Below are 16491 nucleotides of genomic sequence, written 5' to 3' on the forward strand. Positions count from 1 at the left end.
TGAAGGCCAAAACCGGCTCAGCGGCGGGATATTACATTCCGCCTTCAGTGCACATTTCAGGAAAAGACCGGGTAAGAGGGCTGCCACGGCAGCCTCGCTGCCGACCAAAAAGCAGCTCAAAGCCCCGTCCAGGCCGCTTCACGCGGCCCGGCAGGGACTGGGACTCGTGGCCAGCGGTGCTCTGATCGCTGGAATGTTCTCCACCGGCGGTGCGGTGGTAACCGCGGCACCGGCCCTGGCCGCTGATGCGCTCAGCTGCGCATCGGTTTACTCCATCCAAGGCACCGGCACACGCAACTTGTGGCAAGTGGACACCAACACCGGTGTCCAAACCAGCGTCGGCAGTTTCACCATCGCCGGTTCCACACAGAACCTCAACGGTCTCGGTATCGCAGGCGACGGCAGCGCCGCCATCGGCGTTTTGCCCAACAGCAACGACACCGGCCGCACCATTTACCGCCACGACCGGGCCTCGAATACGACCTCGGTCTTGGGAGCCGGTGAAGCCGGCACCCCTGTGACCCACGGAGCCATCAACCCCGACACCGGGTTCTACTACTACGGCGGGTTCAGCGGCAACAACGTCCGTATCTACGGATTCAACACCGCCACCAACACCTCCATCGGCTTGGTAGCAAGCGGCGACATCCCCAACGCCGGAGCCAACGGCGACTGGGCCTTCGACCGTCAGGGCCGCCTGTACGTTGTCGGCGGTGGAACCTCCCAAAGCATCCTGTCCGTCATCCAGCAGCAACTGCCCACCACCGCCGGTGCACCGATAGCGCTGACTGCCAGCGAAATGGTCTCGGTTGCTACCCCGCAGCCAGTCAACGGCATCGCATTCGGCGGCGACGGGCTGCTGTACCTCGGCAGCTCCGACACCCTCCGCCAGGTAGACCCGGTCACCGGCGCAATCACCAGCACGAAGCCCTTCTCCCAGTCAGGCTCGGTTGACCTCGCCTCCTGCGCGACACCGAACACCATCACCGTCCAAAAGGACTTCCCCAACGGGCGTATTGCTCCGGCGGACCAGGCCACGTTGACCCTCACCGGCGGCGGTCTTCCCGACGCCGGCATCCAGGCCACGACCGCAGGCACCGAGAACGGCGTGCAGAGCCAGCCCGGCGAAGTTGTCGGCCCGATCTTCGGCCGCGTTGGCACCACTTACAACATTTCCGAGACCGGCTCCGGCACAGCCGGCGGTTACGCGACGAACTGGGCGTGCATCAACGACAACAACGGCGCCCCCATCGCCAGCGGCACCGGAACCACCGGCAGTTTCACCATGCCGGCCGCCGGATCCGATGGTGTTGCAGTGCTCTGTACGTTCACCAACGCCGCTCGGATCACCGGCCTGACTTTGGACAAGAAGGCGGGTGCCCCCAGCGGCAACACGGCCGGTTCAACGGTGCCTTACACCTTCGATGTGACCAACACCGGCAATGTCCCGTTGGAAACCATCAGCGTAAGCGACCCTTTGGTCGGCGCCGTGACCTGCCCCGCAGGTCCTTTGCCCGTCGGCGCCACGGTTACCTGTACTGCACCGCCGTACACGCTCACTCAAGCTGATGTGAACTCCGGTGAAGTGATCAACAACGCCACAGCCACCGGCACGGTCGCGGGCCTACCCGACGCTACCGATGATGACTCCACCAGCACCATCATCGCCGCCGCACCGGCACTGACCCTGGAGAAGACCGCCGGCGCCCCCGTGGATGCCAACGGCTCGGGTCTGACCGATGCCGGCGATACGATCGCTTACACGTTCGTCGTGACGAACAGCGGAAACCTCCCGATCAACACCGTCGGCATCACCGATGACCTTCTTAGCGGCCAGGATCCCGGTATTGCCGTGATCTGTGAAGCGAACACCTTGGCCCCTGGTGAATCCACTAACTGCGCAGCTGAAAAGCCGTACACCATCACGGAAGCTGACGAAGCCGCTGGCAAGGTAGTGAACACCGCAACCGCGACCGGCACTGACCCGGACAACGGCGGGGTCACCTCCAACGAGGACAGCACCGAAACCCCGGTCACCGCACCGGCACCGGCACTGACCATCGAGAAGACCGCAGGCGCACCGGTCGATACCAATAACTCCGGTATCACCGACGCAGGCGACACCATCGCCTACACCTTCACCGTGACCAACAACGGCAACGTGCCGCTGCACGACGTGAAGGTCAACGACCCGAAGATCGGGGCAGTGACCTGCAAGGCCACCACCCTGGCCGTCGGAGAAACCATCGACTGCGCCGCCGAGGCACCCTACGTGGTGACCGAGGAAGACGAAGCCGCTGGCAAGGTAGTGAACACCGCAACCGCGACCGGCACTGACCCGGACAACGGCGGGGTCACCTCCAACGAGGACAGCACCGAAACCCCGGTCACCGCACCGGCACCGGCACTGACCATCGAGAAGACCGCAGGCGCACCGGTCGATACCAATAACTCCGGTATCACCGACGCAGGCGACACCATCGCCTACACCTTCACCGTGACCAACAACGGCAACGTGCCGCTGCACGACGTGAAGGTCAACGACCCGAAGATCGGGGCAGTGACCTGCAAGGCCACCACCCTGGCCGTCGGAGAAACCATCGACTGCGCCGCCGAGGCACCCTACGTGGTGACCGAGGAAGACGAAGCCGCTGGCAAGGTAGTGAACACCGCAACCGCGACCGGCACTGACCCGGACAACGGCGGGGTCACCTCCAACGAGGACAGCACCGAAACCCCGGTCACCGCACCGGCACCGGCACTGACCATCGAGAAGACCGCAGGCGCACCGGTCGATACCAATAACTCCGGTATCACCGACGCAGGCGACACCATCGCCTACACCTTCACCGTGACCAACAACGGCAACGTGCCGCTGCACGACGTGAAGGTCAACGACCCGAAGATCGGGGCAGTGACCTGCAAGGCCACCACCCTGGCCGTCGGAGAAACCATCGACTGCGCCGCCGACGCACCCTACGTGGTGACCGAGGAAGACGAAGCCGCTGGCAAGGTAGTGAACACCGCAACCGCGACCGGCACTGACCCGGACAACGGCGGGGTCACCTCCAACGAGGACAGCACCGAAACCCCGGTCACCGCACCGGCACCGGCACTGACCATCGAAAAGACCGCAGGCGCACCGGTCGATACCAATAACTCCGGTATCACCGACGCAGGCGACACCATCGCCTACACCTTCACCGTGACCAACAACGGCAACGTGCCGCTGCACGACGTGAAGGTCAACGACCCGAAGATCGGGGCAGTGACCTGCAAGGCCACCACCCTGGCCGTCGGAGAAACCATCGACTGCGCCGCCGACGCACCCTACGTGGTGACCGAGGAAGACGAAGCCGCTGGCAAGGTAGTGAACACCGCAACCGCGACCGGCACTGACCCGGACAACGGCGGGGTCACCTCCAACGAGGACAGCACCGAAACCCCGGTCACCGCACCGGCACCGGCACTGACCATCGAAAAGACCGCAGGCGCACCGGTCGATACCAATAACTCCGGTATCACCGACGCAGGCGACACCATCGCCTACACCTTCACCGTGACCAACAACGGCAACGTGCCGCTGCACGACGTGAAGGTCAACGACCCGAAGATCGGGGCAGTGACCTGCAAGGCCACCACCCTGGCCGTCGGAGAAACCATCGACTGCGCCGCCGATGCACCGTATGTGATCACTCAGGGTGAAGTTGATGGCGGGAACGTTCGTAACGTTGCTACCGCAACGGGTACCGATCCTGACAATGACCCGAAGACCTCGGAAGAGGATTCAACGACTACGGAGATCGTCCGTACCGCTGAGCTGGGCATTGACAAGATCGCCGGTGCTCCGGTGGACGTCAACGGTTCGGGTATCACCGACGCCGGCGACACGATCGCCTACACGTTCGTGGTGACCAACAACGGCAACGTGACCATTTCCGATGTGAAGGTCAATGACCCCAAGGTTGGAACGGTTGTTTGCCCGGAGACGGTATTGGCTCCTGGCCAGTCTGTTACTTGCTCAACTGAGGCACCGTATGTGGTGACCGAGGAAGACGAAGCCGCTGGCAAGGGAGTGAACACCGCAACCGCGACCGGCACTGACCCGGACAACGGCGGGGTCACCTCCAACGAGGACAGCACCGAAACCCCGGTCACCGCACCGGCACCGGCACTGACCATCGAGAAGACCGCAGGCGCACCGGTCGATACCAATAACTCCGGTATCACCGACGCAGGCGACACCATCGCCTACACCTTCACCGTGACCAACAACGGCAACGTGCCGCTGCACGACGTGAAGGTCAACGACCCGAAGATCGGGGCAGTGACCTGCAAGGCCACCACCCTGGCCGTCGGAGAAACCATCGACTGCGCCGCCGAGGCACCCTACGTGGTGACCGAGGAAGACGAAGCCGCTGGCAAGGTAGTGAACACCGCAACCGCGACCGGCACTGACCCGGACAACGGCGGGGTCACCTCCAACGAGGACAGCACCGAAACCCCGGTCACCGCACCGGCACCGGCACTGACCATCGAGAAGACCGCAGGCGCACCGGTCGATACCAATAACTCCGGTATCACCGACGCAGGCGACACCATCGCCTACACCTTCACCGTGACCAACAACGGCAACGTGCCGCTGCACGACGTGAAGGTCAACGACCCGAAGATCGGGGCAGTGACCTGCAAGGCCACCACCCTGGCCGTCGGAGAAACCATCGACTGCGCCGCCGAGGCACCCTACGTGGTGACCGAGGAAGACGAAGCCGCTGGCAAGGTAGTGAACACCGCAACCGCGACCGGCACTGACCCGGACAACGGCGGGGTCACCTCCAACGAGGACAGCACCGAAACCCCGGTCACCGCACCGGCACCGGCACTGACCATCGAGAAGACCGCAGGCGCACCGGTCGATACCAATAACTCCGGTATCACCGACGCAGGCGACACCATCGCCTACACCTTCACCGTGACCAACAACGGCAACGTGCCGCTGCACGACGTGAAGGTCAACGACCCGAAGATCGGGGCAGTGACCTGCAAGGCCACCACCCTGGCCGTCGGAGAAACCATCGACTGCGCCGCCGACGCACCCTACGTGGTGACCGAGGAAGACGAAGCCGCTGGCAAGGTAGTGAACACCGCAACCGCGACCGGCACTGACCCGGACAACGGCGGGGTCACCTCCAACGAGGACAGCACCGAAACCCCGGTCACCGCACCGGCACCGGCACTGACCATCGAGAAGACCGCAGGCGCACCGGTCGATACCAATAACTCCGGTATCACCGACGCAGGCGACACCATCGCCTACACCTTCACCGTGACCAACAACGGCAACGTGCCGCTGCACGACGTGAAGGTCAACGACCCGAAGATCGGGGCAGTGACCTGCAAGGCCACCACCCTGGCCGTCGGAGAAACCATCGACTGCGCCGCCGATGCACCGTATGTGATCACTCAGGGTGAAGTTGATGGCGGGAACGTTCGTAACGTTGCTACCGCAACGGGTACCGATCCTGACAATGACCCGAAGACCTCGGAAGAGGATTCAACGACTACGGAGATCGTCCGTACCGCTGAGCTGGGCATTGACAAGATCGCCGGTGCTCCGGTGGACGTCAACGGTTCGGGTATCACCGACGCCGGCGACACGATCGCCTACACGTTCGTGGTGACCAACAACGGCAACGTGACCATTTCCGATGTGAAGGTCAATGACCCCAAGGTTGGAACGGTTGTTTGCCCGGAGACGGTATTGGCTCCTGGCCAGTCTGTTACTTGCTCAACTGAGGCACCGTATGTGGTGACCGAGGAAGACGAAGCCGCTGGCAAGGGAGTGAACACCGCAACCGCGACCGGCACTGACCCGGACAACGGCGGGGTCACCTCCAACGAGGACAGCACCGAAACCCCGGTCACCGCACCGGCACCGGCACTGACCATCGAGAAGACCGCAGGCGCACCGGTCGATACCAATAACTCCGGTATCACCGACGCAGGCGACACCATCGCCTACACCTTCACCGTGACCAACAACGGCAACGTGCCGCTGCACGACGTGAAGGTCAACGACCCGAAGATCGGGGCAGTGACCTGCAAGGCCACCACCCTGGCCGTCGGAGAAACCATCGACTGCGCCGCCGAGGCACCCTACGTGGTGACCGAGGAAGACGAAGCCGCTGGCAAGGTAGTGAACACCGCAACCGCGACCGGCACTGACCCGGACAACGGCGGGGTCACCTCCAACGAGGACAGCACCGAAACCCCGGTCACCGCACCGGCACCGGCACTGACCATCGAGAAGACCGCAGGCGCACCGGTCGATACCAATAACTCCGGTATCACCGACGCAGGCGACACCATCGCCTACACCTTCACCGTGACCAACAACGGCAACGTGCCGCTGCACGACGTGAAGGTCAACGACCCGAAGATCGGGGCAGTGACCTGCAAGGCCACCACCCTGGCCGTCGGAGAAACCATCGACTGCGCCGCCGACGCACCCTACGTGGTGACCGAAGCGGATGAGTTGCATGGTTCGGTGGATAACTCGGCCACGTCTTCTGCGGTTGACCCTGATGGTGATCCGGTTACTTCGGTGCCGGACACTACTACCACGGAGGTCATCGTTCCGGTTCCGTCGTTGGTAATTGAGAAGACCGCAGGCGCACCGGTCGATACCAATAACTCCGGTATCACCGACGCCGGCGACACCATCGCCTACACCTTCACCGTGACCAACAACGGCAACGTGCCTGTGAAGTCTGTTGCTGTGGTTGACCCGTTGGTGGGGACCGTTGCATGCGATGTGACGGAGTTGGCGCCGGGGGCCAAGGCCACTTGCGCTGCGGCAGCGGTGTACACGATTACGGCTGAGGACGAGAAGGCTCAGGTTGTCCGGAACACCGCGCACGCTACGGGTGTGGATCCGGATGCCGGCGAGGTTGACTCTGATCCTGATTCAACCAACACTCCGGTCACAGAGCAGTCTCCTGCTCTGACGCTGGAGAAGACCGCAGGTGCTCCGAAGGACGCCAACGGCAACGGAGTCACCGATGCCGGGGACACCATCGCCTACACGTTCAAGATCACAAATGATGGCAACGTGCCGGTCCGCGACATCAAGATCAATGATCCGCTCGTCGGCGTCGTGAACTGCGATGGCACCGAGCTTGCTGCCGGGGAATCGATGAACTGCTCTGCATCGGAGCCGTACGTCCTGACCCAGGCTGACGTTGATACCGGCAAGGTCCTCAATGTTGCTACCGCAACAGGGACCGACCCGGATAACGAGTCCACGACGTCCAACGAGGACTCTACGACAACGGACATCGCCCGTGCTGGAAGCCTGAAGATCGAGAAATCAGCTCATCTGTGGGATGCCAACGACAACAAATTGGCTGATGCGAACGAAACCATCAAGTATTCGTTCACCGTGACGAACACCGGCAACGTGACCATTTCCGATGTGAAGGTCAACGACCCGAAGATCGGAGCGGTCATCTGCCCGGAGACGGTTTTGGCTCCTGGCCAGTCCGTTACCTGCGAAGCCGAAGAGCTGTACACGGTGACGCAGGCTGAGGTTGACGCCGGAAGCGTCGATAACGTGGCAACAGCTTCGGGCACCCCGCCCGTCGGCCTGGACCTTGTCAGTTCTGATCCGGGCAGCGTTTCGGTTCCAACCAAGGTCATCCAGTCCCTGAAGCTGGTCAAGGACAATGTCCTTGCCGACAAGGACGGCGACAACGCAGCCGATGCAGGCGAAGCCATCGAGTACACGTTCACGGCAACCAACACCGGTACCGTAACTATCGATGGCCTTCAGATCGATGACCCCATGCTCAGCGAAGCAGGTGTCAACGTCGAATGCTCCACCGCGACGCTGGCACCGGGCGAATCAGTAACCTGCACAGCCACCTACACGGTCAAGGCCTCGGACATCGAGTCGGGTGCTCCCATCCGTAACGTGGCAAGCGCCAAGGCCAACGGTCCCGAAGGGGCAGTGTTCTCCCCGAAGGACGACACCGAAACCCAGGTCGACAAGGAGGATGAAACTCCGCTGGCAATCACCGGTGGCGTGTCACTCTTGGCCGCGGGCATCGGCGGAGCCCTGCTGCTCGCAGGTCTCACCCTGGCGCTGATCACCCGTCGGCGTAGGGCATAGCCTAAGCAGCAAGTAGAGCCAGGATGCATTGCCCGGGAGGGACTCCCCCAGACCGGGCAATGCATCCTCCGGCCAGAACGGCGGCGCCCTTCCGCTGAACTGGCCAAGGAAGCGGCGTCCAGCAAGTCCCATAAGGACGTGCAGGGCGCCGCTTTCCTATGCCACACAAGAAATGCTCTTGCGCGTCTGAGCAACAACAACCAAACCATTGACGGCAAAACGGGCTGACGTCCAGAACAAGGTGACAATGCAAACGAAATGCTGCTCCCAAGATGCGTGCGAGGACGGGTGGGTCTGGTTCCAGATGGGCGAATTTGAACCCTGCCCGGGCTGCAACAGTTCCAACGATGGGCGGAAACCCGGAAGGCCGACAATCCACAATGTTGAGTCGAACTGCTCCGCAAGCGGCGGTTCCATCAAGGACGATCAGAGAAGCCCATGAGCACACGTGGAATCTGTCTCGTTATCGAAGATGACCCGGACATCGGAGGCCTGCTCGAGGTGATACTGACAGCCATGGGCTTCGAGGTCCGTGTTGAAGAGACCGGAGCGGACGGTCTGCTCTCCGCAGCAGGTTTGGAGCTGGCCCTGATCACACTTGATATGGGGCTCCCTGACATGGACGGCCGAGAAGTCGCCCGCAGACTGCGTGCAATCTCGAAGGCTCCGATACTGATGATCACAGCCTTCGTCGAACCAGGCGATGAACTCGACAGCATGGCTGCCGGCGCAACTGCCTACTTGGCCAAGCCTTTCCGCCCATCACAACTCAGGTCACTCGTGCAGGGGCTTTGTCCCCTGGCCAGGGTCTTCACCCGGGACCTGTCCGGGCAGTAACTTCCGGCACTGAAGAAGTTAGGTCTCGGTTCTACCGCGGCGCAGCTGCGCAAGCTTGGCTTCAGCGTCCTCACGCCGCCTGCCCACGATCAGCATCTGCTGAGCGACGGGGTTGTGGTGGACCAACGGGGCAGATTTCTGCCCGGTATTTCGCTCCCGACCTACCGGCCGCGGATCGGCATCCGATGGGTTCTGACTCATGGGCAATGGCCCCATTCCGAGCATCTCGACGGGTGTTCCATTTCCATGGTCGTGGCCACGGCAAGGTTGGACGCTCTGACCACTACCGAATTAGGGAAGCGGATTACCACGAAGCCAGGTCATGGCCTCGTCGCGTGAGGTGAAGAACCGGGTGGGACAAGGGAGTGTCCGCCGTGCCATAGCGAAGTTTGCGATAACCCGATTTACGGGATTGGAACCAAGCAGGGCTATCCGGGAAGCGGCACACTTAGTGCTGAAAACGGACTTGGCCTGGCGGGTCACCGCACTGGTGTTGGATATGTCGATCAACATCGGATACTCGGCACCGTCGGCTACTTCATTGACCCGTGCCATCGCTGCATGGACATCATCGGCCTCGAGAACAGTGGCCGGCTTCCACACAAGGTGGAGAACTCCCTCGGAATCGAGTTCCAGCGTACCCTTGCCGCCGTCCACAGTGATTGGTTTCATAGCTCCCCCTCGCCACTGAAGCCAAGAATAACCGCTTCCTCAAGCGTGCGGCACCCCCTAACGCTGGACTATTGTCCGTTCCACTTCCTTGGAGCTGAGGTCCTCCTCTGCCCGCGCAGTCGGTACGAACCGGGTGGTGATGATAAGTGTCCAATTCGTCCGGTTGCGCCAGCCGGCGGCGCTGGGTGTTCTCTACCACCTCTTTCACGATGTGTTCGGCTTCCTTGAGGCCGCTGTCCGGGCCGGGACGCGCGTGGGAGCGCCGCTTAAAGGCTTTGGCTTCGCGTGTAATCATTCGTCCCTTGCTGGAAACAACATGTATGAGCAGGCGATCTGCTTTATCAGTCCTAGGGGGAAGGAACCCAACCATGAAGTACCGTCGATCCGATTATGCCAAGTATGCGACTCTCGCATCGATTGCTCTGGCGCTCACTCTCGTCGCCTGCACACCTGTCGGCCCGGAGGCGAGTACTTCGTTCACACCCGCAGCTTCAGCGGAAGTCTCGATTCCCGCGCAACCACCTGCCGCGCCTTTGGGGCTTGGGTTCCCCTCCCCTGAAGTCAGCGCTCCCTCCCAGGATGGGGAACCGGCCGAGGTCACTGTTCCTGTACCGGCTGTCATGGCCCCGGTCCTTGCCGCTCCTGTAAGGCAGGCACCCGTTTCCACGACGGCAGAACCACCCGCTCCTGCCGAACCCGCAGTCACCGCTCCCCAGGAGAGCCTCCCGAATCCCGTCATTCCGTCCCGGCAACCGTTCCGGCACCAACCAGCACAGTGGCTAACGCGCCCGCGCCAGGCTCCTGCACCGTGGCCAACATTGACATTCAGCGGAACGACCAGGTTCGGGCCATCAAGCCCATCCCGGCTGAGCATGAGCAGTACTACACAGTGCTCGGCTGCGCTGAGGGCTGGGTCGCTTACTCCATTTCCGACGACGGCATCCGGGCCATCGGCCTCGACGGCGGCAACGCTTGGTACAACGTGGGCAAGCTGCAGGCCAACGGCCGATACCTGACCGACTTTGGGAAACTGTGGGCCAGCATTTACAACTGGGAATCCCTTGGCTACGCCGTCCAGAACGGCCAGTTCGCTACCGTGCAGCAGGGCATGGACAAGGAGTTCGCGGATAAGGGCATTCCAGTTCGGTTGCGGACCCAGCTGGTCGGCGCAGGACCGGCGGCAGGCTCGTGCACCGTAGCCAATATTGACATTCAGCGGAACGACCAGGTTCGGGCCATCAAGCCCATCCCGGCTGAGCATGAGCAGTACTACACAGTGCTCGGCTGCGCTGAGGGCTGGGTCGCGTACTCCATTTCCGACGACGGCATCCGGGCCATCGGCCTCGACGGCGGCAACGCCTGGTACAACGTGGGCAAGCTGCAGGCCAACGGCCGATACCTGACCGAATTCGGGCAACTGTGGGCCAGCATTTACAACTGGGAATCCCTTGGCTACGCCGTCCAGAACGGCCAGTTCGCTACCGTGCAGCAGGGCATGGACAAGGAGTTCGCGGATAAGGGCATTCCAGTTCGGTTGCGGACCCAGCTGGTCGGTGCCGGACCGACGGCACCAACCTGGTCCGGCACCCCGTAACAACACCCCTCGGTAAGGACGCTCCAACAAGCACCGCCATACTGGGCCGCTGCAGGCCCGAACAGCTCTGCCGGCCCCTTTCGTAGAACCAGCAGCAACCTACATCCCGGGAAATGAACCATGGAACTTTTCGACACGCACACTGTAGTGATCTCTGCCGTCCTGCTGGTTCACAGCATCGGGGTAGTGCTCCTCGTCTTTTCAGCTGCAGTCCTGATGACGCTATCGTTCACCGTGGTCCTCGCCGTGCAGGCAGTCAGAACCACCTGGGCGCATGCTCGAAATACGCTTAGCTGAAAACCAGGCCCGTCCAGAATTGAGGATTCCCACTTTCCGGGATCTGGAACACTGGCGTCATGGAAATACATGCGGCGAAAGAATCTGACCTGCTGGATCGGCAGAGCATCCGGGCGGCGGCGCGAACGTTCGTTGAGGAGAAGCATCCAAGAGCAGCCGCATCCCTTCTTGGCGGCAGCGCCTCTTCCGGAACAGGCGGGGCCACGGTCGATCGATTGGAGTTACCCCTGAATCCCAGTGACTACGGGGAATTGCGGGAGTAGCCTAGTTCCAGTTGAAGTAGTGGATCTCTGTCCGGCTGGGGTTCTGCCGTGGGCCATGTGCGTTCGTCGCTGTCCGACCTCCTGGGGGTACTTTCCGACGCCGTCGCCCCTCAGCATGTAAGGTTCGACGACGGCTCCCCCACCGCCGTCGTTCCCCCACCTGACGCTCCGGTCACCGTCCGGGCCGTCACGCTCAACCGCGTGGGCAGGTCCCGGCGCGAAGGGCCTGTCCTGGACCTTGAGCTGAGGGTGGCGGTGGAATGCCACGGTCCGGAACAGCTGGACAACATGGAGCAATTGCTGCTGGCCGTGGAACTCCACAGCCAGTACTCCGTAGTGTCCAACGGCGAATTCCGGCCCGAGGAATACTCCGGGGCCATCCAGCAGGGTCTGGGGTTCCTGGTACGCATCCCGGTATCCCTCCGGTTCGAAGAACCTTCCGACCCTCCCGCCCAACCTGCCCCGGGCAAACCAGCTGCTGGCCGCCGGATCCGGGGACGGCTGGTGGACTCACACAACAAGGGCATCCCCGACGCCTATATCCATGCCCATTCATCGGCTACGGCCGCCGTCAGCGATGCGACAGGGCACTTTGAGGTTTTGGCGTCCGCTGAGGAGGTTCAACACTTCGCTGTTGCGGTGGACGGCACCGAGCGGGAAGTTTCGGCCAGCACAAAGATACTTCCTGTCATCATTCGCTGGGTTGTCTGAAACCATTTGCCCGCCCGGGCCGGTGCCATGAAATGATCAACCATGCGTCCGATGCAGCACTCCAGCAAACTCCAGAATGTCCGCTACGAACTCCGTGGACCCATCCTCCAAGCGGCCAAGGCCATGGAGGCCGAGGGGCATCGTATCCTCAAGATGAACCTTGGGGACACGGCGCCGTTTGGGTTGGAGGCGCCGGAGTCCGTTGTAGTGGACATGATCCACCACCTCCGCGGAGCCCAGGGGTACAGCGACTCCAAAGGCATTTTTTCCGCCCGCACCGCCATCTCGCAGTACTACCAGACCCGCGGACTGATGACCATCGGCGTCGAGGATGTTTTCATTGGCAACGGCGTCAGCGAGCTCATCTCCATGACCCTGCAGGCCTTCATGGAGAACGGCGACGAGATCCTCATCCCTGCCCCGGACTACCCTTTGTGGACCGCGGCCGTGACGCTCACCGGCGGCAACCCCGTGCACTACCTGTGCGATGAGGATGAGAACTGGTGGCCGGACATGTCCGACGTCGAAGCCAAGATCACCCCCCGTACCAAGGGCATCGTCATCATCAACCCGAACAACCCCACCGGCGCCGTCTATCCGCGCCACATTCTGGAGCAGTTCGCCGCGCTTGCCAGGAAGCATGACCTCGTCCTGTTTTCGGACGAGATCTACGAGAAGATCCGGTACGTGGACGCACCCCATATTCATACGGCGGCTGTCGCTGACGACGTCTGCGTTTTGACGTTCAGCGGGTTGTCCAAGGCGTACCGCATGCCCGGCTACCGGGCAGGTTGGGTTGCCGTCACCGGCCCGTTGACGGCCACCGCGGCCTATCGGGAATCCTTGGAGCTGCTGGCCTCGCTGCGATTGTGCGCCAATGTCCCAGCCCAGCACGCCATCCAAACCTGCCTGGGTGGATACCAAAGCATCGAAGCGCTCATTCGTCCCGGCGGCCGGCTCCGCGATCAGCGGGATCTGGCATGGAAACTCCTCACCGCGATCCCGGGCGTCAGCTGCGTTCCGGCAGCCGGCGCCATGTACCTTTTCCCGAAGCTGGATCCGGAGATCTACCCCATTGAGAGCGACGAGAAGTTTGTCCTCCAACTCCTGCAGGAGCAGAAGATCCTGGTCTCACACGGCACCGCCTTCAACTGGCCCACGCCGGACCATTTCCGCTTCGTGATCCTGCCCGCCGTGGAGGACATCGAGGAAGCAGTGCGCCGGATCGACCATTTCCTCTCCGCCTACCGGAACCGCCCTGCGGACGCTCCCAAATAAGTCGCAATTAAGCGCGTTCTGATCGCTCAAAACGCGCTCTGCTGCTACTTCCTTGGGCGCCCGCGCCCCTTACCGGGCAGGGTCCACCATGGTCATGCCGGCAGGGTTGGCCTTGTCGAAGCCCGGCAGCAGTGCAGCAGCTTCTTCCAAGCCAATGGTGCGTTCGATGAGCATCTGCGGCTGGAGGGCACCCTGTTCAATGAGCGACATCATGCCCGGATAATCCACCGCAGCCATGCCGTGACTACCCAAGAGGTCCAGTTCCCAACCGATCACACGGGCCATGGGCACTTGCGGGTTGCCGTCGATGGACGGCAACAAGCCGATCTGCACATGCCGGCCTCGTCTGCGGAGGCTGAGGATCGCGTCGGCGCAGGTCTGTTCACTTCCGACGGCGTCCACCGCCACGTGGCTGCCTCCGCCGGAAAGGGCATTGATTGCGGCCGGAATATCCGTACCATCAGCGAGGACAGTATGTTCGGCGCCCAAGCGTGCAGCGACGGTCAGAGCCTCGGGGTTCCGGTCCACGGCAATCACCCGTGCGCCCATGGCCTTGGCGATCATCACAGCGCTCAGCCCCACACCGCCCGCGCCAACCACAGTGACCCATTCACCGGCTTTCACCTGCGCACGGGCTGCCAACGCTCGGTATGCCGTGGCGAAGCGGCAACCGAGGCTTGCCGCCGTCGTATATTCAATGCTGTCAGGAATGGCAACCAGGTTGCTGTCGGCGGCGTGCAGTGCCACAAATTCGGCGAAGGAACCCCAATGGGTGAAACCGGGCTGCTGCTGGTCCGGGCAAACCTGGGCATCGCCGGCCAAGCACCATTCGCACGTGCCACATCCGCAGACGAAGGGCACGGTGACGCGGTCGCCCACCTTCCAATGCTGGACGCCTTCCCCGACCGCGTCGATGACACCTGCGAGCTCGTGACCCGGCACGTGGGGCATTGCGATGTCATCGTGGCCGGCCCAAGCGTGCCAGTCGCTGCGGCACATGCCTGTCGCCAGCACTTTCACCACCACGCCTCCAACGGGAGCCTGGGGCTTGGCTACTTCCCTGACGTCGGGCTGGGTCCGGACCTCATCAAAAACTACGGCGCGCATCGATCGACTCTAACAATGTGCCGCAGCTGTCACACTTTCGGTCCAGCATCCGACATCCCTGATGTAAGGCACCATCTCTGAAGGGACGTCAGCATGACCCGCATCAATATCGGCCGCAGCAACAAACTCGGCTACGCCGCCGTCATCGGGCTGGAAGGCTATGCCCGCAAGTCAGTCGATCCAGATCTGTATGAACTGATCAAGCTCCGCGCCTCAATACTCAACGGCTGCGGCTTCTGTGTGGACATGCACGCCACGGACGGCCGGAAGCGCGGAATTCCGGAGAGGAAGCTGCATGCCGTGGCGGCGTGGCAGCATTCGAAAGTGTTCTTCGACGCCCGCGAACAGGCCGTACTTGCCCTGACGGATGCCGTAACCCAGCTGGGCCCGGAGACAGTCACGGACGAGATTTGGAACGCTGCTGCCACCCACTTCGACGACAGCCAGATGGGCGGCCTGATTCTCGCCATCTCCACCATCAATGTGTGGAACAGGATTGCCGTCAGCACGCAGATGGAACCGCCGGTAGATGAGAAGAACCCGATCGTCTGAAAGGTAGCGTTGGCAGCATGACTCTTGCGGTGTCAGCCACGTCGGCGTGGCAGAGTGAACGGAATCGCCTCCTCGGAATCGCTTACCGAATGCTGGGCGACTTCGGGCATGCGGAGGACGTGGTTTCCGAGGTGGCGATCGACGCCGTGCAGCGGGAACGCAAATCCGAAGCGGCCGGCGTGGATTCCTGGCCGGCGTGGCTGACAACGGTGTGTGTGCGGCGCTCTGTTGATCGGGTACGGCAACTCGCCGCAGTGCGCGAGGAGTACACCGGGCCTTGGCTGCCCGAACCAGTGGATGTGTCCAAACTTCCGGAAGAAACCATAGCCAACCGCGAGCTCCTGTCCTTGACCCTGCTGCATCTGGCCGAACAATTGGCGCCTGAGGCCAGGGCGGCGCTCGTGTTGCACCGGGCCTTCGCAATGTCCGCCCCGGAAATTGCGGACATCCTGGAAAAATCCCCTGCCGCCATCCGCCAGATGATTTCACGGGCCGAACGTCGCCTGGAGATCGATCCTGAAGCCCCCGCTCCCCGGCCCAAGGATCGCGCGGCCTTGGAGAAGCTGGTTCATGCCATCGAGCAGGGTGAAATCGACACGGTTGTCGCCATGCTGGATCGGGACGCCGTCCTCTGGGCCGACGGCGGCGGCAAGGTCAAGAGCGCCATGAACCCGCTGTTCGGGGCGGCCAGGATTGCGCGGTTTTTTGCTGGCATCCTCGGCAAGGCGGCGGTTTTCGATCCTGCGCAGCCGGTACGTGCTTGGGTCATCGAGGTCAACAGCGATGCGGCCCTGGTGCTCAGGCATCATGGCCGCTCCGACATCCTGGTGATCGACACCGCCCCGGATGGCAGCATCCGTGAGCTGCGTCAGGTGTCCAACCCGGACAAGCTGACGCGGGTCTCGCTGGACGGGTAGCTCAGGCGTTGCTTCCTGACCTTCTTTGGATTCCGTGTTGAGTGTTCTCAACCTGCTCTGGTTGAGTTCCCGCGGCCACTCCGGCAAACAGGG

The 16491-nt window shown here is 62.4% G+C and carries 11 protein-coding genes; 8 read left to right on the plus strand and 3 right to left on the minus strand.

Translation table 11 applies throughout. The features are described from left to right. Positions 1 to 166: 166 nt before the first annotated feature. On the plus strand, positions 167 to 8170 hold the full coding sequence (locus ABQM86_RS18640; protein ID WP_369745250.1) for a hypothetical protein: 8004 nt from the start codon (positions 167 to 169) through the stop codon (positions 8168 to 8170). Between the two features lie 438 nt (positions 8171 to 8608). Beyond that, entirely contained in the window at positions 8609 to 9007 is a 399-nt protein-coding gene (locus ABQM86_RS18645) for a response regulator transcription factor (RefSeq protein ID WP_280623943.1), read from the plus strand. Between the two features lie 18 nt (positions 9008 to 9025). On the opposite strand, the gene ABQM86_RS18650 is transcribed toward ABQM86_RS18645, so the two are convergent. Both ABQM86_RS18650 and ABQM86_RS18655 read right to left on the minus strand, forming a co-directional pair. Beyond that, entirely contained in the window at positions 9026 to 9208 is a 183-nt protein-coding gene (locus ABQM86_RS18650; RefSeq protein WP_280623944.1) for a hypothetical protein, read from the minus strand. Positions 9209 to 9298: 90 nt separating this feature from the next. Next, entirely contained in the window at positions 9299 to 9679 is a 381-nt protein-coding gene (locus ABQM86_RS18655; RefSeq protein ID WP_280623945.1) for an STAS/SEC14 domain-containing protein, read from the minus strand. 808 nt (positions 9680 to 10487) lie between these two features. On the opposite strand from ABQM86_RS18655, the gene ABQM86_RS18660 reads away from it, so the two are divergent. The 4 genes from ABQM86_RS18660 to ABQM86_RS18675 all read left to right on the plus strand — a co-directional run bounded on the left by ABQM86_RS18660 (position 10488) and on the right by ABQM86_RS18675 (position 13822). Next, a complete protein-coding gene (locus ABQM86_RS18660) occupies positions 10488 to 11273 on the plus strand; it encodes a hypothetical protein (RefSeq protein ID WP_369745251.1) in 786 nt (261 codons plus the stop codon). A 120-nt stretch (positions 11274 to 11393) separates the two neighbouring features. Continuing rightward, complete coding sequence (locus ABQM86_RS18665; protein WP_280623949.1) at positions 11394 to 11570, plus strand: hypothetical protein; 177 nt, start codon at positions 11394 to 11396, stop codon at positions 11568 to 11570. 311 nt (positions 11571 to 11881) lie between these two features. Next, entirely contained in the window at positions 11882 to 12544 is a 663-nt protein-coding gene (locus tag ABQM86_RS18670; RefSeq protein ID WP_369745253.1) for a hypothetical protein, read from the plus strand. Positions 12545 to 12586: 42 nt separating this feature from the next. Further along, positions 12587 to 13822 (plus strand): pyridoxal phosphate-dependent aminotransferase, encoded by a 1236-nt coding sequence (locus ABQM86_RS18675; RefSeq protein WP_369745254.1) that lies wholly within the window; start codon positions 12587 to 12589, stop codon positions 13820 to 13822. A 69-nt stretch (positions 13823 to 13891) separates the two neighbouring features. Here ABQM86_RS18675 and ABQM86_RS18680 read toward each other — a convergent pair whose 3' ends face one another. After that, entirely contained in the window at positions 13892 to 14929 is a 1038-nt protein-coding gene (locus ABQM86_RS18680) for a zinc-dependent alcohol dehydrogenase family protein (protein ID WP_207595124.1), read from the minus strand. Positions 14930 to 15022: 93 nt separating this feature from the next. Here ABQM86_RS18680 and ABQM86_RS18685 point away from each other — a divergent pair, with 93 nt between their 5' ends. Continuing rightward, on the plus strand, positions 15023 to 15481 hold the full coding sequence (locus ABQM86_RS18685; RefSeq protein ID WP_207595126.1) for a carboxymuconolactone decarboxylase family protein: 459 nt from the start codon (positions 15023 to 15025) through the stop codon (positions 15479 to 15481). Positions 15482 to 15498: 17 nt separating this feature from the next. After that, positions 15499 to 16398, plus strand: coding sequence for a sigma-70 family RNA polymerase sigma factor (locus tag ABQM86_RS18690; RefSeq protein WP_369745255.1), 900 nt, complete (start codon positions 15499 to 15501; stop codon positions 16396 to 16398). Positions 16399 to 16491: the final 93 nt, after the last annotated feature.

It is taken from the genome of Paenarthrobacter sp. AMU7 (genome assembly GCF_041200195.1).
Taxonomy (GTDB): Bacteria; Actinomycetota; Actinomycetes; order Actinomycetales; family Micrococcaceae; genus Arthrobacter.